This window comes from Microbispora sp. CA-102843 (assembly GCF_050936215.1).
GTDB lineage: Bacteria > Actinomycetota > Actinomycetes > Streptosporangiales > Streptosporangiaceae > Microbispora.
The window spans coordinates 5217619-5236145 of sequence record NZ_JBNJNF010000001.1 but is presented as its reverse complement, the minus strand read 5'-3'; the positions used below and the strand labels follow the sequence as shown (position 1 = coordinate 5236145).

The window sequence follows — 18527 nt, the reverse complement described above, 5'->3', positions numbered from 1 at the left end:
CGCGATGACGCGCTCCTGACCAGGAGGAGCGCCAGGGGCACCCCCGCCACGCGCGGGGGTGCCCTGCTTTGTGCGCCCCGCTTCATGGGTCCGGGGCACGATCGGAGTGTGAACACGCTGCTCCCGGTGACCCCGATGCTCGGCGTCGTGATGGCACTGCTCGCGCTGGCCGGGGCCGCCGTCGCCGCCCTGGGCCGGTCCGGCCACGCCGTGGCCGTCCTGGCCGCCGCGGGGCGGGCCGCCGTTCAGCTCGCCCTGGTGTCCCTGTTCATCGGGTGGGCGATCGGGCTGCTGCCCGCCGTGGTGCTGTTCCTGCTCGTCATGTACGGCGTGGCGAGCGGCACCGCCGGGCGGCGGATCACGCGGGGGCGGACCGGCTGGTGGGCCGCCGTGCCGATCGCGGCGGGCACGGCGCCGGTGGTGGTCCTGATGCTGGTCACGGGCGTCCTGCCGGCGCGCGGGATCACCCTGATCCCGGTGACCGGCATCCTGCTGGGCGGATGCCTCACCGCCACGGCGCTGGCCGGCCGCCGCGCGCTCGACGAGCTGTGTCAGCGGCGCGGAGAGGTGGAGGCCGCGCTGGCGCTGGGGTTGTCCCCTCGTGACGCGGCACTGGAGATCTGCCGCCCGGCCGCCGCGCGGGCGCTCGTGCCCGCGCTGGACCAGACCCGTACGGTGGGCCTGGTCACGCTGCCCGGCGCGTTCGTCGGCATGATGCTGGCCGGCTCCGACCCCGTGCACGCGGGGGCCGTGCAGCTCGCGGTCCTCGTCGCCCTGCTGGCCGCCGAGTCGGCGGCCGTCGTGGTCACGATCGAACTCGCCGCCCGCGGTCGTTTCTCGCGCTGACCCGTGATTGCACCGCGGTGCTCACGACGCTCGCGGCGCCGCCGCGCAATCACGTCAGCAGGGCTCGCCCGTACCAGTCCTGGGAGGTGGTCACGCCGGGCAGGGCGAAGAAGTACCCCCCGCCGAACGGACGTATGTAGTCGTTCAGCGGATCGTCGGCGAGTCTCTTCTGGACCGTCTCGAACTGCCGGCCGATGTCCTGCTGGTAGCAGCAGAAGATGAGACCGGCATCGAGGTTGCCGTTGGGCAGCAGGCCACTGTCGTAGTTGTAGCCGCGCCGCAGGATCCGGCTGGGCGCGCTCTTCGAGGTGCGGGGGTTCGCCAGCCGGATGTGCGCGTCGAGCGGGATGAGCGCGCCGGCCGGGTCGCGGCCGTAGTCGGGGATGTCGGACTCGACAGTGCCGTCGAGCGGGGCGCCGCTGTCGCGGCGCCGGCCGATGATGCCCTCCTGTTCGGTGAGCGAGATGCGGTCCCAGAACTCGATGAGCATGCGGATCAGGCGCACCACCTGGTAGGTGCCGCCGGCGGTCCAGGCGGGCTCGCCCCGGCCGGCACCGACCCGGATGAGGCCGGGACCGTCGGCTTCGGTCGGGTTGGCGATGCCGTCCTTGAAACCCATGAGGTTGCGCGGTGTCCCGGAGGGCCGGGGCGGGCTGACGAAGCCGGACAGGCGGTACCGCGGTCGCAGGGCCCCGCGGGTGTGCCGGGTGATGTCCCGCAGCGCGTGGTGGACGGTGTCCGCGTTGCCGGCGCCGATTTGCCCCGCACCTTCTCCGGTCGTGTGGCAGCGGAGGACGGCGTCGCCACCGCCGTCGCCCGCATCGCCGACCGCGTCGGCTCCCACACCTGACAACCCGATAGACCGCCTCCCATAGTCGCGCCGACCGGGGGTGTCGGTAAGACCGCTGCCACCAGGTACACGTGATCGCGTTAGTGCAGGTCAGTCCTCTGCTTCTGTCGGCGGACGCGTGCTGGCATCGGCTGACCGCGCTCGATGTGACGGGGCTCGATGTGACGGGGCTCGATGTGACGGGGCTCGATGTGATGGGGCCCGATCACCCGGGCAGTCGCACCGCTCCGGTGTCGGCGGACTGCGCCAGTGCCGCGTAGGCGCGCAGGGCCGCGGAGACGTGCCGTTCACGGTCGCGGGGCCGATAGCCGGTGTTCCGCTCCAGCCGGGCACGGCGGGCGGCGAGCTCCGAGTCGGGCACCCGGATGTGGAGGGTGCGTGCGGTGACGTCGATGGTGATGACGTCGCCGTCCTCGACGAGCGCGATGGGACCGCCCGCCGCGGCCTCGGGTGAGACATGGCCGATCGCCAGGCCGGAACTGCCGCCGGAGAAGCGGCCGTCGGTGACCACGGCGCACGTGCCGGCGAGACCGCGGCCCTTGAGGTAGGCGGTGGGGTAGAGCATCTCCTGCATGCCGGGGCCGCCGCGCGGGCCCTCGTAGCGGATGACCAGCACGCTGCCCGGCGTCACCCGCCCGGACAGGACCGCTTCGGCGGCTTCCTCCTGTGATTCGGTCACCACCGCGCGGCCGGTGAGGACGTGCATGCCGTCGGGGACACCGGCGGATTTGATCACGGCGCCGTCGGGGGCGAGGTTGCCGCGCAGGACCGCCAGCCCGCCGTCGGGCGTGTAGGCGTGGGCCGTGTCGCGGACGCAGCCGCCCGCGGCGTCCGTGTCCAGGGACTCCCACCGGGCCGACTGGGAGAAGGCGGTGGCGGAGCGGACGCCGCCGGGGGCGGCGTGGAAGAGATCGAGGGCCTCGCGTGCGGGCGCCGAACCACGGATGTCCCAGGTGGCCAGCCATTGGGTGAGCGAGTCGGCGTGGACGGCCTGCACGTTCTCGTGGAGAAGCCCGGCGCGGTGCAACTCGCCCAGAATCGCGGGGACGCCACCGGCCCGGTGGACGTCCTCCATCAGATAGGGGCCGTTGGGGGCGACCTTGCACAGGCACGGCACGGTGCGCGAGCGGGCCTCGATATCGCGCAGGGTGTAGTCGAGTTCCGCCTCCTGGGCCGCGGCGAGCAGGTGGAGAACGGTGTTGGTGGAGCCCCCCATGGCCAGATCCAGGGCCATGGCGTTGTCGAAGGCCGCCCGCGAGGCGATGGCCCGGGGCAGCACGGAGGCGTCGTCCTTGCCGTAGTGGCGTGCGGCCAGCTCCACGACCGTACGTCCGGCCTGCTCGTACAGCGCCCGGCGGGCGGTATGGGTGGCCAGGGTCGAGCCGTTGCCGGGCAGGGCCAGGCCGAGCGCCTCCACCAGGCAGTTCATCGAGTTGGCGGTGAACATGCCCGCGCACGAGCCGCAGGTGGGGCACGCCGTTTCTTCGATGCGGGCGATGTCCGCGTCGGACACGGCCGGGTTGACCGCCTCGGACATCGCCGTGATCAGATCCAGGCGGGTGCGCACCGTGCCGTCGGCCAGGACCGCCCGTCCGCCCTCCATGGGGCCGCCGGAGACGAACACGGTCGGGATGTTCAGCCGCAGCGCGGCCATCAGCATCCCCGGCGTTATCTTGTCGCAGTTCGAGATGCACACCAGGGCGTCGGCGCAGTGGGCCTGGACCATGTACTCGATGGAGTCGGCGATCAGCTCCCGGGACGGCAGCGAGTACAGCATCCCGGCGTGTCCCATCGCGATGCCGTCGTCGACCGCGATGGTGTTGAACTCCCGCGCGATGCCGCCCGCGCCGGCGACGGCCTCGCACACGATGCGGCCCACCGGCTGCAGGTGCGTGTGGCCGGGGACGAACTCGGTGAAGCTGTTGGCCACCGCGACAACGGGTTTGACACCGATGTCCTGGCTCGGCACGCCGGAGGCGCGCATCAGGGCACGCGCTCCGGCCATGTTCCGCCCGTGGGTGACCGTACGTGATCTCAGTTGTGGCATGCCCCCCATGCTCGCGGCGCACGAGGGCGGGGCGAAGACACCCGCACTGCTAGTACTTCCACTACCAGCACCTACCCTGACTGCCATGGGTACGGCACCACAGCGGCGGATGGAACTGGGCGGCTTCCTGCGCGCGAAGCGCACGCGTCTGGACCCGACCGCGGTCGGCCTGCCCCCGGCCGGGCCCCGTCGCCGGGGCGGCCTGCGCCGCGAGGAGGTCGCCACGCTCTCCGGGGTCAGCGCCACCTGGTACACCTGGCTGGAGCAGGGCCGCGACATCCAGCCCTCCCGCCAGGTCCTGGACGCGCTCGCCCGCACCCTGCGCCTGACCGCCGCCGAGCACACCTATGTCCTCTCCCTGGCCGGATACGCCCCGCAGCCCAGCCGGCCCGCGGGGCCGTCCGAGCACGCCGCTCCCGCTCACGTCCAGCGCCTCCTCGATGCGCTCGTCGGCTTCCCGGCCTACGCCATCGCCCCGGACTGGACGATCTGCGGGTGGAACGCCGCCTACACGACGCTGTATCCGAACGTGGCCGCGGCCGAACCGGACGAGCGCAACCTGCTGTGGCTGGTCTTCACCGACCCTTACGTCCGCGACCTGCTGCCCGACTGGGAGACCACCAGCCGCCGGTTCCTCGCCGAGTTCCGTGCCGAGGCCGGGCCGCGCCTCGGCGACCTGGCCCACTCGCCGGTCATCCAGCGCCTGCTACGGATCAGCGAACCGTTCCGCGACGCCTGGCAGAGCCATCACATCGAGGGCTTCACCTCCCGCGAGCGGGTCTTCAGGCATCCGGTCGCGGGCATGGTGCGCTTCGAGCACCACCGGCTGGCCCCCGCCGACCACCCCGATCTACACCTGGTCGTGTACACCCCCGTGGCCGGGTGAGAAGCGGGGCACCCGCTTTCCCGAAGACGCCCGGCCGCGGGGGAGCCGTCGTGCGGGTCCTCCGCACGACGGCTCGCCTTGCTGTTATGGAGCCCAGGCGGCGGTGGCGGCCCAGCTCACGTCTTCGGCGTACGAGGCGGGGTTGTCGTAGGGATGCGCGCCGCCGCTTGAGGCGACCCAGACCTCCTCGGCGTAGTGCCGGACGTTGGCGCCCAGCTCGTTGAGCGACGCCAGGCGCACGCTTCCCGGCGTGCTGCCGGGCTGCGCGCAGAAGGTGGCGTCGCGGCGGAACAGTTCGCCGCCGTCCGGGGCGTCCAGGCGGACCCGGAAGTTGGCATGCCGCAGGTAGCGGCCCGGATAGTTGCGCGACTCCAGCGAGTAGCAGGTCGGCTGGGCCAGTCCGCGCCGTACGACGAAGGTGGCGTCCGACTTCAGCAGGGCGTCGCTCCCGCTGGTGACCACGTCGGTGCGGGCCAGGCTGTTCTGGTGCCGCAGGTAGCGGTCGGTGAACCCCGGCGTGGTGACCCGGAACGAGCGGGCCTGGTCCAGGGGGAGGTCGGCGCCGCTGCGCCACAGGGGCACGGTCACCGCCCACGTGGTGTCGGCGGCGAAGCCCGCCGCGGCGTCCCAGGGGTTGGCGCCGCCCTGTTTCGCGATGTAGACGAGCTCGTTGTAGTGGCGGATGTAGTAGCCGCGCAGGTTGTAGGACTCCAGCCTGGTACCGCCCTGCCCCTCGCGCGGGCAGAACGTGGCGTCGGCCGCGAACAGGGCCGTGCCGTCCTGCCGGTCCTTGCGCAGCCGGTAGTCCGAGTGGCGCAGATAATCGCCCGGGAAGTTGCGCGACTCGAACGACACGCACGAGGAGTCGGCCAGGCCCGGGCGCGTCCAGAACGTCGCGTCCTGCTTGGCCAGGTCGGCGCTCCCGCCGTCGATCACGTCGGTGCGGGCGAGCCCGTCCCGGTGGCGCAGGTAGCGGCCGGTGTAGCCGGGCGTGGTCACCCGCAGCGACACCAGCTCGCCCCGGGGGACGTCGGTGCCCGCCGCGACCGCCAGCAGGTGCCGGTTGGCCTCCCGCACGCGCGACTCGGTCATCTTCAGCACCCGGCGGTCGTAGGTGTAGAACCCGTTGACCTCGTTCTCCACGTCGTACGGCTCGGTGTAGACCGAGGCGGACAGCCCGCGGGTGTGCACGAGCCGCTCCACCTGCCTGGTGACCTCGACGTAGCGGTTGGTCAGCGACCCCTCGTCGGGGTACAGGTCGCCGTAGGCGAACCCGGCGCCTGGCTGGTACTCGTGGCCCTGGACGCGCCTGCCGAGGCCGCCGAACTCGCCGAGCACGGCGATCCGGGTGGCCGAGGGAAGCCGGGTGTCGGTCTCGCCGGGGACCTGGTACCAGTGGTCGTCGATCACATCGCCGTTGGTCGGCTCAGGGTCGGAGATGCAGCAGTTCGACCCGGAGTCGTGGTTGATCAGCCTGGTCGAGTCGACGGAGCGGACCAGGTCCACGATGCGCTGGTTGTCGTACTCGCCCCAGCCCTCGTTGAACGGGATCCACATCACGATCGACGTGATGCCCTTGAGCTGTTCGACGACCCTGCGCAGCTCGGACTCGTAGTTGGCGTGGCTGCGCTCCGGCGTGGCGTCCACCGCGTCGAGCGAGGGCATGTCCTGCCAGACCATCAGTCCCAGCTTGTCGGCCCAGTAGTACCAGCGGGCGGGTTCGACCTTGATGTGCTTGCGGACCATCGTGAAGCCCAGGGCCTTCTGCCGCTCCAGGTCGAAGCGCAGCGCCTCGTCCGTCGGCGCGGTGTAGATCCCGTCCGGCCAGTAGCCCTGGTCGAGGGTGCCGAGCTGGAACACGAACTTCCCGTTCAGCACCGGGCGCAGCCCACCGCCCGCGACCGCCTTGCCGATCGACCGCATGCCGAAGTAGCCGGTCACGACGTCGCCGCCGCCGGCGCCCGTCAGCGTCACCCGCAGGTCGTACAGGAACGGGTCGTCCGGCGACCACAGGCGGGCGTTGGGGACGGGCACGCGGATGTGCGACCCGACCGCGCCGGTGGCCGACCCGACGACCGTGCCGCCGCTCAGCACCTCGGCCCTGGCCTGGTCGCCGGTGCCCTGCACGACGAGGTCCAGGACCCCGGCGGGCACGTCGGGCGTGGTGTCGAGCCGGGTGACGTGGGCGGCGTTCACCGGTTCGAGCCACACCGTCTGCCAGATGCCCGACGACGCGGTGTACCAGATGCCGCTCGGATTGCGGCGCTGCTTGCCGATCGGGAACGTGCTGCCGTCGATGGGCGAGGACACCCCGACGATCAGCTCGTTGTCGCCGGACCGCAGGGCGGAGGTGATGTCGAAGGAGAAGGCGTCGTAGCCGCCGGTGTGCCGGCCGACCTGGGTGCCGTTCACCCACACCCGCGTCTCCCAGGTGACCGCCCCGAAGTTGAGCACCACCCGGCGTCCGGTCCAGCCGGACGGGACGGTGAAGGCGCGCCGGTAGAACATGGTGTCCTCGTGGCGCTTGATCCCCGACAGAGCGGACTCGATCGGGTACGGCACGAGCACGCCCTCCGCCAGCGTCCGGCCGATCGGGGGCGAGTCGAGGTTCGGCGCGCCGGCGAACTCCCACACGCCGTTGAGGTTGAGCCAGTCGGGCCGGACGAGCTGGGGACGCGGATAGTCGGGCAGGGCGTTGGCGGGGGACACCTGGGCGGTCCAGGGCGTGGACAGGGGCGGCGTCTTCGGCTGCCAGACGGCGGCGGACGCGGCGGGCGCGGTCAGGATCAGGCAGGCCGCCGTGAGCAGGAGGGCGGTCGCCGCGGCGAGAATCCGGCGAAGTCGGATCATCGGCATCAGCCCCGCCGCCACTTCTGGTTGGCGCCGCCGTGGCACTCCCACTGGATCAGCCGGGCGCCGTCGTTCGGGTTCCAGCCGTCGATGTCGACGCACTTGTTGGACTGCGGATTGACCAGGTCGCCGGCCGCGCTGAGCACGAACTGCTGAGCGGGGTTGCCGCTGCACCAGGCGATCTGGATCACGGCGCCGTTGTCCCTTGACCCCCAGGCCACGTCCATGCACAGGTTGTTCTGCGTGCGCAGCGTGCCGCCGGTGAACGTCCACCTTTGGGCATTGGTGCCGTTGCAGGTGTACATCTGCAGCGCGACGCCGTCGCTGAAGTTGGAGTTGGGCACGTCGATGCACTTGTTGTTGAGGCTGCTGATCAGCGCGCTCGTGGCGCCGCCCGTGGTGGTCAGGCTCAGGCCGTACGCGCCGAGGATCTCGTTGACCGGCTGGAAGAAGGTGGTGCCACCGGTGGAGCAGTTCCCGGCAGCGCCGGAGGTGACCCCCTGGGCCTGGTCGCCGGACATGTAGGCGCCGCCCGAGTCGCCCCCCTCGGCGCAGGCGCTGGTCTGGGTGAGCCCGTAGACCAGTGAGCCGGAGTAGTTCACGGTCACGTTCTTGGCCTGGACGACCCCGCAGCGCCAGCCGGTGGTGCGCCCGGAGCGGCAGATCGACGCCCCGACGGGGGCCTCCTGGGAGCCGGCCACCGAGACGGTGCCGCCGCCGTAGTTGTTGACCCAGGGGCGCGGGGTCCAGTCGCCGTTGGTGCGCACCCAGGCGTAGTCGTTGTCGGGGAACGACGAGGCGGCGAAGGTGCCCTGGGCGACGTTGTTGTATCCCAGCGTGGGATTGCCGGCGCGCCCGCAGTGCCCGGCGGTGACGAAGCCGCCGTTGTTCACCGAGAATCCGACGGAGCACAGCACGTTGCCGTTGATCACGTACTGGTCGCCGCCTCGGATGTCGTAGACGAGGCGGGGTGCCTGGGCGACGGCGATCCGCGTCGCCGCGGCGTCCGCGGACGCGGCCTGCACGAATTCCGCCGCCGTGGCCTGGTCGGTGGCCGACACGACGACCGCGTTGGCGGCCGGGTCGACGTACCAGCCGTAGACGCCGGTGCCGGCGCTGCCGGCGGCCCGGTCGAGCGTGGCCTTGACGGCGTTCAACTGCCTGTCGCCGCGCTTCACGGAGACGGGCACGGCGCCCGCCGCGCGCACGCGCTCGGCGTCGCCCGCGTCAAGGACACCGGCGGCCAGGCGCTGCTGCGCGGGGTCGTACCAGGCGCCGGCGAAGCGGTCGCCGAGCTCGGCGCGGACGCGCCGTTCGACGGCCGCCGCCGCGGCTTCGTGCGTCTGGCGGACCCGCGCCTGCTCGGGAGTCAGGTGCAGGTCGCGCTGCAGCGCCTGCTGCATCGTCGCCGTCGTGGCGGCGGGATCCGGCCGGGGGACGGGGGAGGGGGACGCGTGCGCGGACACGGAGGGGAGGACGAGCACGACGGCGAACACCGCCGCGCCGGTCAGCACGGTGAGTCTCACGGCAGTCCTTCTGGGGGGTGGACGAGGCGTGAGAGCGCTCTCTGAAAAGAACCTTTACAGTGGTATGACCGTCCGTCAAGACCCAACATTTCCCAACACATCCCGTCTTTGATCTTCGCTGCACGGGAGTGGAAGGGCGCGGGACGTCGGCCGCCGCCCGATCGCGGGCTGCGGGCCTGAATGGGAGAGCGTTTCCATACGGCCGAAGGAGACGTGCCGCAGAAGAACCCCCCGCCCGGCCGGGTGACGGGTTCGAAGCGGGGGCGCGGGGTAGGCGTAGCACAGAGCGGCCTCGCCGTACGGGCAGCGGGCCGAGGTGCTGGCGCAGGTGGTGTGGCCTGAGGGGGGCCGTTCGCCGATCGGCGGGCGCTGACCGCGTCCCGCAAGCTCGGGCTGGCCCGCACCGTCGAAGACTTGGCCGAACTGGCCAAGTCCGAGGAGTCGGAGCGCTTCGCGTGGCTGGTCGGCGCACTCGCCCAGGTCGACCTCGATCGGCGCCGCGAGGAGATCCGCGCCCTGGCTCACCGGTGAGAGACCGGTGGGGGAGGCCGCATGCCCTGCCGGGCGGTCCACAGGGGCTGAAGAGGCTGGGTCGGGCGGTTAGGACCGGCCGATGCGTGCAGGCAGGCGATGAGCAGGAGGGCGGAAGATGTCACAGCTGGTACGCGAAGTCATGACTCCTGCCCCGGTCACCGTCCCCAGAGATGCCAGCGTCGTGCAAGCGGCCAGGCTCATGCGCGAGCACAATATCGGGGATGTGCTGGTCACAGAAGATGACCGGCTTTACGGTGTGATGACCGACCGGGACATCGTGGTCCGCGCGGTCGCGGAGTCCCGCGACCTGACCGAAACGCCCGTGGGCGCGTGTTGCAGCAGTTCCGACCTGGCCACCGTAACCCCTGACCAGGACGCCACCCAGGCTCTGCACCTCATGCGCCACAAGGCGATTCGCCGGATCCCGGTGGTCGAGGAGGGGCGACCCGTGGGCGTCGTCTCGCTCGGTGACCTGGCACTGGAGCGAGATCCATCCTCGGCGCTCTCGGATATCAGCGCCGCACCGCCCAACATCTGAGCCCATCATGACCATCGGGCCCTCGAACGGTGCGGCGGTGTCGAGATGATCGACCACGTGACGGGATACCGCCGGCTGCAGGCACGGTGCTCACGCGCGCGGGCCGGCGCTGACCGGTGACCTGCCCGCCTCGATGACCGACTTCAGTCGCAGCAGGTCCGCCTGCAGCTTGTGTGCGGGATCGGCGCCGAAGAGCACCGCCATCGCGTGACCGACCGCGCCGAACACCGGGTTGTAGGTGAGCTGGACCTGGATACGGCTCCGGCCGGTGTTCTCCGGGGTCAGGTCGAGCGTGCCGGTATGGGCGATCAGTTGCCCTTCGACGGTCTTCCAGGCGATCCTCCGGCCCTCTTCCCGCATCGTCTCCACGGCCTCGAAACGGATGGGCACCCCGGCGGGCCCGGCGACCGACCAGTGGGATCGCAGGCCATCGGCGGAGCGCCGTACCTCCAGCACGTCGGGCATCAAACGGGTGAAAAGGCTGTAGTCGCTCAGCAGCGGCCAGACCTCCTGGGCCGGCGCGTTCACCGTAATCGCGTCCTGGATGTCGATCGCGCGACGCCCTGCTCCGATCCCGGTGAGACGCGTCAGCGGCAGGTTCGTCGCGGCGCGGAGCGCCAGTACGGCACTACCGGCGCGCAGCAGGTAGCCGAGCGGCCGGGGCAGCCGTCCGGACAGCGACCAGACGAGTGCGGCGGCCAGGCCGGTAAGGAACCTGGAGGCCGGCGACCACCGCTGCTGGAGGAGTTCGGGCACCGGTCCCCGCGGCCCGCCTTCTCCCTGCAACCGGGGCACTCCCGTGGCATCGCGGTGGGTGGTCCAGTTCGCGTTCACCGTCTTGACGCCGGGTATGGACGCCACCGCCCGGCACGCCCGCCGGCTCTCCTTCTCGAGCAGGTCACCGGTGAGGGTCACCCGGCCGCTCTCGACGCGGACTTCCACCGCGTGCGGGTGGCGGACGTAACGGCCCAGTTCGGCGCGCACACGCTCGTGGAGAACCTCGTCGTCGACGTTCCGCCCGCCGGTGCGGTAGCGGATGCTCTTGACGACGCCCCGGCTCCGGTTGAAGCCGTCGCAGACGACTGCTCTGGTGGCGTTTCTGAATTCGTGCGTCAGGTGGACACCCTTGTCGCGGACCCGAGTACGGCGAGTCCGGCCGAGCTCGGGATCGAACAGATACTCGGTGATCATCCCGCCGACGGCGCCGAGCCCTGCCGCGGAGATCGTACGGGACATCGATGGCGCCTGCCGGACCACGATGATGTTCTGGGACCGGTCCTGCCTTGGACGAGTGGTGACGACCATGGCGATTCCCCCTTGTTCGCCTGTTCGCCGCCGCCCTACCCAGTCGACGGCGAAGCTCACCAGGTCTGGAGAAAGGCGGAAACCGGGCTCGTTCCGGCATAGGCCCGGCGGCCCGCTCGCCTGATCTTCGTCGAACCGGGGCCTGTCGGCGATCTTCGGCGGGATACTTGGGGTGCCGTACGTGCCCCCGACCCACCGGAGAGTCATGCCGCAGCCGCTGGAGCCGAGCGATCCCGCACGTCTGGGCTCCTACCGCATCACCGGCAGGATCGGCGAGGGAGGGCAGGGCGTCGTCTACCTCGGCGAGGCGGAGTCCGGCGATCTCGTGGCCGTCAAGCTCTTCCACGCGCGGCTCGGCCAGGACGCCGCGGCCCGCGCCGACTTCACCCGCGAGGCGGAGCTCGCCCGCAGGGTCGCCAGGTTCTGCACGGCCCAGGTGCTGGAGTCCGGCATGGACGGAAGCCGGCCGTACATCGTGAGCGAGTACGTCCAGGGGCCTCCCCTGAGCCAGCTGGTGGCCGCGGGGGGGCCGTTGTCGGGCGGCGCGCTCGAACGGCTTGCCATCGGCACGGCGACGGCTCTGGTCGCCCTGCACGACGCCGGGGTGGTCCACCGGGACTTCAAACCGCACAACGTGCTGATCGGACCGGACGGGCCGCGGGTCATCGACTTCGGGATCGCCCGCGCCCTCGCCAACACGAGCACGATGACCAGCCAGGTCGTGGGAACTCCCGCCTATATGGCGCCCGAGCAGCTCTCGGCCGGTGAGCTCGGCTTCGCCCTCGACGTGTTCGCCTGGGCGTCCACCATCGCGTTCGCCGCCACCGGCCGTCCGCCGTTCGGCGCCGACGCCATCCCCGCCATCATCAACAGGATCCTCAACCAGGAGCCCGACCTGGAGGGGATCGAGGCGCCGCTGCGCGACCTGCTCGCGGCCTGCCTCGCCAAGGACCCGGGACAGCGGCCGACCGCGCGGGAGATCCTCGACCGCCTCGTACGCCCGCGCCACGACCCGCAGGCCGCACCGGTCCCACCGGCCGTATCCGCCGCGCTCGCTGTGCCGTCCGCGGCGTCAGGGCCGGCCGCCGGGCCGGTCACCGTACCGGGCGGCGGCCGGCGCAGGCGGGTCCGGGCCGCCATCGCGGCCGTGGTCGTGGCCGTGGCGGCCACGGTGGCCGCCGCCGTCGCGCTGCTGCCGTCTCTGCATCTGCCGTCCGCGGGGACCGGCGCCTCCGGGACGGAGCGGGCGGCGGCGGCGGGCACGGCCCCGGCCTCCTCGGCGGACACCGGCGGCGGCTCGTCTCCGCCCGAGACCTCGCCGCCCACCGCCGCCTCGCCATCCGCGTCACCCGCCTCCTCACCCCGGCCGCGGGTGAGCCGGTCCACGGCCAGGCCGGACGTCACCCGGCCGGCCCCGACGAGGACGGTCACGGCACGGCCGACCGTCCGCCGCTCGAAGACGACCGCGCCGGTCCCCGCCGATTCTCCGGCCTCCAAGCCGGCGAAGCCCTCGCCGACGCCGGCCAGGCGGCTCGTGGAGCTGGGCCCCGGGCACTTCACCGAGTACTGCGTCAGCCTCGGCTGGGAGTGGGTCGAGTACCGGGAGACGCCCACGCCCGGCGCCTACTGCGTCAAGCGGAAGGGCGACACCATGTACCTCACCCAGAGTCAGCGCGACGCGGGCTGCCGCTGGCGCTTCCACGACCCGAAGGCCTTCCACCGGTTCAAGGGCAAGTCGAACTACTGCTACACGTACCGCTGACCGCCGGGTCGTGCCCCTCCGCCCAGCAGAGGACGAGGAAATCGAAGTGGAGAGATCCGCTGATGCGTGCCCTCATTCGCCTGATCGCGCCGGCCGTCATCATCGCGGTCATGACGGCCGGCTGTGCGGGTGAGGGCCCGCGGCTGCTCCTCGACGAGGACCCCGACACGGGCGAGACCGCCTCGATCGGTGTCGTGCTGCCCGACACCGTGGCCGATCGGCCCTACTCCCTTGGGGGCTGGGTGATGTGCCTGGATCGGCCCGGTTCTGTCGTCATCGACAAGATCGACTTGATCGACCCGAGTGGCGGCATCATCCTGCAGGCGTTCTCCTCCCGGCTGCAGAGCCGTACGCGTGCCATGCTCGGCGAAGCCGAGCAGCCTCTGACCGAGCTCGGCTTCCCGGCCCGCAGCCCCGCCGTCACCACGATCTGCGGAAGGAGCGGAGACGACATCCTCCGCACGGAGCTCGGGCTGCAGTACGGGAAGACCGGCGACGCCACCGCGCGAGCCGGGGGCGTTCGCGTCTTCTACACCTCCGCCGGCCGTCAGCGCACGGTCGACCTCGCCTTGGACCTGCGGCTGTGCGCCCCGGACGACATGCGTACGAAGCAGTGCAGGGACATGTACAAGGAGCTTCGGAACCCGAGCGATGACGACGAGTAGCCGCTGAATGGCGGTCCGGCCCTCGACGGTTGCCGCGAGCGCCACCCTCCTCGCGATCCCCGGCAGGCTCACGGCGTCAGGACGACCTTGTTGCACTCGTCCTGCTTGTCCCTGAACATCTGGTAGCCGCGCGGGGCCTCGGCGAGCGGCAGACGGTGGGTGATCACGAAACTCGGGTCGATGTCGCCCTCGCGGATCCGCGCGAGCAGCGGCTTCAGGTAGCGCTGCACGTGGCACTGGCCGGCCTTCAGCGTCAGCGACCGGTTCATGACCGCGCCCATCGGGAACTTGTCGACGAAGCCGGCGTAGAGCCCGATCACCGCCACGATCCCGCCGTTCCTGCAGGACATGACGGCCTCGCGCAGGGCGTACGGCCGGTCGGTCTCCAGGTGCGTCGCCTGCTTGGTGCGGTCGTAGGCGTACAGCGCCGGGTTGGCGTAGTGGGCCTCCATGCCGACGGCGTCGATGCACGCGTCGGGCCCGCGGCCCGCGGTCAGGTCGAGCAGGGCGTCCCTGACGTCGACCTCCTCGTAGTCGAGCGTCGTCGCGCCCGCGCGCTCGGCGATCCGCAGGCGGTAGGCGAAGCGGTCGATGCAGACGACCTGCTCCGCGCCCATGAGGTAGGCGCCGGCGACGGCGAACTGGCCGACCGGTCCCGCTCCCCACACGGCGATGACGTCGCCGGGCTTGATGTCGCACATCTCGGCGCCCATCCACCCGGTGGGCAGGATGTCGGACAGGAACAGCACCTGCTCGTCCGCCAGCCCGTCCTCGATCTTGATCGGGCCGACGTCCGCGAACGGCACGCGGGCGTACTCCGCCTGGCCGCCGGGATAGCCGCCCAGCATATGGGAGAAGCCGAAGGCGCCGGCGGGGGAGTGACCCAGGAACTTCTCCGCCAGGCCGGCGTTCGGGTTGGAGTTCTCGCACACCGAGTAGAGGCCGAGTTCGCAGGCGGCGCAGCGGCCGCAGGCGATCGGGAAGGGGACGACCACGCGGTCGCCGACGTGGAGGTTCCGCACGTCGGGGCCCACCTCCACGACCTCGCCCATGAACTCGTGGCCGAGGACGTCGCCCTTCTTCATGGTGGGGACGAACCCGTCGTACAGGTGCAGGTCGGAGCCGCAGATGGCGGTCGAGGTGACCCGCACGACGGCGTCGTGGCCGTTCAGGATCCGCGGGTCGGGCACCTCGCGAACCTCGACGTTGCCGCGGCCCATCCAGCAGTTGGCCTTCATGGCGACTCCTCACCGCACCGGCTGGGCCGGACGCCGTCTCAACTGCCGCAGCGCCCGGGTGCCTTCCGGGCTGCCCTCCGACCGGACGACCTCGCCGGTCTCCATGACCTGCTTGAACCGGCGCAGGTCGTCGCGCACCTGCTGTTCGGGGTGCTCGCCCAGCAGCCTGGCGACGACGAGGCCGGCCTTGCCTCCGGGCGGGTCGTACCGCAGGTGGACCCGAATCTCGGTGCCGCGCCCGCCGGGCGCCTCGCAGAACCGCACGGTTCCGCTGTTCGGCACCAGGGCGGTGCTCGTCGAGCGCCAGGAGATCACCTCGTCCCGGAGATCCTCGACGATCTTCGCGTCCCACTCGACCGCCATCCCGGCGGGGCCCCTGGCCGTCCAGTGGGTGATGCCGTCGACCGTCGTCACCGATTCCACGTGTGTCATGAATCTCGGCAACTGCTCGAACCGGTGCCAGAACCGGTACACCTGGTCGCGGGGGCATTTCACTGTGATCGCGGCGTGCAGGTCCATGCCCTCACCTGGTCCGGCCTCGGGACGCCTGCCGCATGCCCGCGCCGCCGCGTATGCACCGGCTCCGGTGGCGGCGGCCGCTCCCGCCACCGCCGCCGGGCGGCCGATTCGCCTGACGGCGGACGGCGCGGCGAGCCGTACGCGTTCGAGGGCGGGACCCACCCGCTCCATCGCGCCGGACAGCGCCCGGGAAAGCCGCTCGGACGCGCGCTGATGTCTTCCGGTCATGTCGGCTTCGCCTCGCTCCCCGCTTGGAACGTACGTGATGATCAGTGATATACGGTGACGAAGCGGTCATACCGTACCCGCGATTCGCGGCCCGACACCCCAGGGGCGCGGCGGCCCGGTGCTCCTCGTCCGGCGTTCCAACGGCCTGGTCTGAGACGGCTCAGGCGAGGTAGCCACCGGTTTATTGGTGTGGCACGAGGGGACGAGCCGTGAGTTCCGATTGCTCCGGCCCCATCGGCAGGCGAGAAGACCTGCGGAGAACGTGGCGAGGCCGGCAGGCGTCCTCCCGCCGGGAGGGGGATGAAGACATGGCCAAGGCGGTGGGCATCGACCTCGGTACGACGAACTCGGTCATCGCGGCCACCGAGGACGCGCATCCGACGGTCGTCCCGAACGCCGAGGGGTCGCGTACGACTCCCTCGGTGGTGGCGTTCACGGACCAGGGTGAGGTGCTGGTGGGCCAGATGGCCAGACGCCAGGCGATCCTGAACCCGAAGGGCACGATCTATTCGGCCAAGCGCTTCATGGGGCGCAAGTTCGACGAGGTGCAGAGCGAGATCAAGGCGGTCTCGTTCGACGTCGTGCCGGGCCCGGACGGCGCCGTGCGGTTCGACGTGCGCGACAAGCCGTACGCGCCGGAGGAGATCGCCGCCTTCGTGCTGCGCAAGCTGGCCTCGGACGCCGGGAAGTTCCTGGGGGAGAAGGTCAACGAGGCCGTCATCACGGTGCCCGCCTACTTCAACGACGCCCAGCGCCAGGCCACCAAGGACGCCGGCAAGATCGCCGGACTGGAGGTCCTGCGGATCATCAACGAGCCGACCGCGGCGGCCCTGGCGTACGGCCTGGACAAGAAGGGCAACGAGACCGTGCTCGTGTTCGACCTGGGCGGGGGCACGTTCGACGTCAGCATCCTCGACATCGGCGAGGGCGTCATCGAGGTCCGCGCCACGTCGGGCGACACCCACCTGGGCGGCGACGACTTCGACCGGCGCATCGTCGACCACCTGGCCGACGAGTTCCACAACCAGCAGGGCATCGACCTGCGGCGCGATCCGCAGGCCCTCCAACGGCTGTTCGAGGCCGCGGAGAAGGCCAAGGTGGAGCTGTCGGCGGTCACGCAGACGCAGGTCAACCTGCCGTTCATCACGGCCGACGCGACCGGCCCCAAGCACCTGAACACCGCGCTCATGCGCTCGACGTTCGAGCAGATCACGCATGACCTGCTCGAACGCTGCCGGGGCCCCGTCGAGCAGGCCATGGCCGACGCGAAACTGACCACCAACGACCTCGACGAGGTGATCCTCGTCGGCGGCTCCACCCGTATGCCGGCCGTGCAGCGACTGGTGCGGCGGCTGACCGGCAAGGAACCGAACATGACGGTCAACCCGGACGAGGTCGTGGCCGTCGGCGCGGCCGTTCAGGCGGCCATCATCAAGGGCGAGCTGAAGGACGTCGTGCTGCTCGACGTCACTCCTCTGTCGCTTGGCGTCGAGACGCTCGGCGGTGTGATGACGAAGATCATCGAGCGGAACACCACGATCCCGGCCCGCCGTACGGAGGTCTTCAGCACGGCGGACGACAACCAGTCGGCCGTGGACGTCGTCATCCTGCAGGGCGAGCGCGAGCGCGCCGCGGACAACCGGGTGCTCGGCCGGTTCCGGCTGGAGAACATCCGGCCCGCGCCGCGCGGGGTGCCGCAGATCGAGGTCACCACCGACATCGACGCCAACGGCATCCTGAACGTCTCCGCCAAGGACAAGGACACCGGCGCCGAGCAGCGCATCACGATCAGCGAGAGCTCCAACCTGGACAGGAGCGAGATCGACCGGATGATCGCCGACGCCGAGCGGCACCGCACCGAGGACGCCCGGTTGCGCGCCGCGATCGACGCCCGCAACGAGCTGGACTCGGTCGCCTACCAGGTGGAACGCCGGCTGTCCGAGCTGGGCGAGGCGGTCCCGGTGCACGAGAAGGCGCGGGCCGAGCAGCTGATCATGGAGGCGCGTGGGGCGGTCAAGGAGGAGGTGCCCGCAGAACGGCTACGTGGCCTGACCGCGGAGCTGCAGCAGGTCTACCACGGCCTCGGCGTGGCGGCGTCCGCCGCTTCCGGCCACTCCCAGGGACAGGACCAGGCGCGGTCCCGGCCCGGGCAGTCCGCCGCCGGCCCCTCGGACGAGGACGTCATCGACGCCGAGTTCACCAGCCCCGAATAGCCCTTGGCGTGACGTGACATGACCGAGCCGAACGAGACACCACCTCCGGAGCCCGAGCAGGCCGTCGAGGAGTCCGCTGTGGACAAGCTCGCCGAGCTGGAGGACCGGTGGCTGCGCGCCGTCGCCGAGCTCGACAACCTCCGCAAGCGGGTCGCGCGCGACATGGACCGGCAGCGGATCGACGAGCGCACGCGCGTCGCGGCGGAGTGGCTGCCGGTGATCGACAACCTCGAACTCGCGCTCAAGCACGCGGGCGCCGACGCCGACGCGGTGATCGAGGGGGTCCGGGCCGTCCGCGACCAGGCGGTCGGCGTGCTCGCGCGCCTCGGCTTCCCGCGCAGCGACGACGTGGGCACGCGGTTCGACCCCGCCAGGCACGAGGCCGTCAGCACGGTCGCCGTCCCGGACGCCGACCCCGGCACCGTCGTCGAGGTCGTACGGCCCGGCTACGGCGAGGGCGGGCTGCAACTGCGCCCGGCCTCCGTCGTCGTCTCCACCAAAGCCGACGAGTGATGGCCGG

14 protein-coding genes are annotated in these 18527 nt (G+C 71.4%); 7 read left to right on the top strand and 7 right to left on the bottom strand.

Going from position 1 to position 18527, the window contains the following annotated elements; translation table 11 throughout:
• Nucleotides 1–108 precede the first annotated feature (108 nt).
• Nucleotides 109–846: an ABC transporter permease gene (locus tag ACQEVJ_RS24370; RefSeq protein WP_433104709.1), complete on the top strand. Its 738-nt coding sequence runs from the start codon at nucleotides 109–111 to the stop codon at nucleotides 844–846.
• A gap of 49 nt (nucleotides 847–895) precedes the next feature.
• Here ACQEVJ_RS24370 and ACQEVJ_RS24365 read toward each other — a convergent pair whose 3' ends face one another.
• Both ACQEVJ_RS24365 and ilvD read right to left on the bottom strand, forming a co-directional pair.
• Nucleotides 896–1690 (bottom strand): Dyp-type peroxidase, encoded by a 795-nt coding sequence (locus ACQEVJ_RS24365; RefSeq protein WP_433104707.1) that lies wholly within the window; start codon nucleotides 1688–1690, stop codon nucleotides 896–898.
• Nucleotides 1691–1901: 211 nt separating this feature from the next.
• Nucleotides 1902–3743 (bottom strand): dihydroxy-acid dehydratase, encoded by a 1842-nt coding sequence (gene ilvD / locus ACQEVJ_RS24360; protein WP_433104705.1) that lies wholly within the window; start codon nucleotides 3741–3743, stop codon nucleotides 1902–1904.
• An 85-nt stretch (nucleotides 3744–3828) separates the two neighbouring features.
• Between ilvD and ACQEVJ_RS24355 the strand changes: the two genes are divergently transcribed.
• Nucleotides 3829–4629, top strand: coding sequence for a helix-turn-helix transcriptional regulator (locus tag ACQEVJ_RS24355; RefSeq protein ID WP_433104703.1), 801 nt, complete (start codon nucleotides 3829–3831; stop codon nucleotides 4627–4629).
• Between the two features lie 84 nt (nucleotides 4630–4713).
• Here ACQEVJ_RS24355 and ACQEVJ_RS24350 read toward each other — a convergent pair whose 3' ends face one another.
• Both ACQEVJ_RS24350 and ACQEVJ_RS24345 read right to left on the bottom strand, forming a co-directional pair.
• Nucleotides 4714–7479 (bottom strand): AbfB domain-containing protein, encoded by a 2766-nt coding sequence (locus ACQEVJ_RS24350; protein WP_433104701.1) that lies wholly within the window; start codon nucleotides 7477–7479, stop codon nucleotides 4714–4716.
• A 5-nt stretch (nucleotides 7480–7484) separates the two neighbouring features.
• Nucleotides 7485–9005, bottom strand: coding sequence for a ricin-type beta-trefoil lectin domain protein (locus ACQEVJ_RS24345; protein WP_433104699.1), 1521 nt, complete (start codon nucleotides 9003–9005; stop codon nucleotides 7485–7487).
• Between the two features lie 649 nt (nucleotides 9006–9654).
• Between ACQEVJ_RS24345 and ACQEVJ_RS24340 the strand changes: the two genes are divergently transcribed.
• Entirely contained in the window at nucleotides 9655–10077 is a 423-nt protein-coding gene (locus tag ACQEVJ_RS24340; RefSeq protein WP_433104697.1) for a CBS domain-containing protein, read from the top strand.
• Between the two features lie 90 nt (nucleotides 10078–10167).
• Here ACQEVJ_RS24340 and ACQEVJ_RS24335 read toward each other — a convergent pair whose 3' ends face one another.
• Entirely contained in the window at nucleotides 10168–11313 is a 1146-nt protein-coding gene (locus ACQEVJ_RS24335) for an SRPBCC family protein (protein WP_433104695.1), read from the bottom strand.
• A 274-nt stretch (nucleotides 11314–11587) separates the two neighbouring features.
• On the opposite strand from ACQEVJ_RS24335, the gene ACQEVJ_RS24330 reads away from it, so the two are divergent.
• Together ACQEVJ_RS24330 and ACQEVJ_RS24325 are read left to right on the top strand one after the other, a co-directional pair.
• A complete protein-coding gene (locus ACQEVJ_RS24330) occupies nucleotides 11588–13144 on the top strand; it encodes a serine/threonine protein kinase (protein ID WP_433104693.1) in 1557 nt (518 codons plus the stop codon).
• Between the two features lie 62 nt (nucleotides 13145–13206).
• Nucleotides 13207–13809: a hypothetical protein gene (locus ACQEVJ_RS24325; protein ID WP_433104691.1), complete on the top strand. Its 603-nt coding sequence runs from the start codon at nucleotides 13207–13209 to the stop codon at nucleotides 13807–13809.
• Between the two features lie 68 nt (nucleotides 13810–13877).
• Here the strand turns inward: ACQEVJ_RS24325 and ACQEVJ_RS24320 are convergent, their stop codons facing one another.
• Nucleotides 13878–15047, bottom strand: a complete 1170-nt coding sequence (locus ACQEVJ_RS24320) for a zinc-dependent alcohol dehydrogenase (protein ID WP_433104689.1) — start codon at nucleotides 15045–15047, stop codon at nucleotides 13878–13880.
• Nucleotides 15048–15056: 9 nt separating this feature from the next.
• Nucleotides 15057–15794: an SRPBCC family protein gene (locus ACQEVJ_RS24315; RefSeq protein WP_433104687.1), complete on the bottom strand. Its 738-nt coding sequence runs from the start codon at nucleotides 15792–15794 to the stop codon at nucleotides 15057–15059.
• Nucleotides 15795–16102: 308 nt separating this feature from the next.
• Here ACQEVJ_RS24315 and dnaK point away from each other — a divergent pair, with 308 nt between their 5' ends.
• Both dnaK and ACQEVJ_RS24305 read left to right on the top strand, forming a co-directional pair.
• Nucleotides 16103–18007 (top strand): molecular chaperone DnaK, encoded by a 1905-nt coding sequence (gene dnaK, locus ACQEVJ_RS24310; protein ID WP_433104685.1) that lies wholly within the window; start codon nucleotides 16103–16105, stop codon nucleotides 18005–18007.
• Between the two features lie 18 nt (nucleotides 18008–18025).
• Nucleotides 18026–18520 carry a nucleotide exchange factor GrpE gene (locus ACQEVJ_RS24305; protein WP_433104683.1) on the top strand — a complete coding sequence of 165 codons (495 nt, stop codon included), beginning with the start codon at nucleotides 18026–18028 and terminating at the stop codon, nucleotides 18518–18520.
• Nucleotides 18521–18527: the final 7 nt, after the last annotated feature.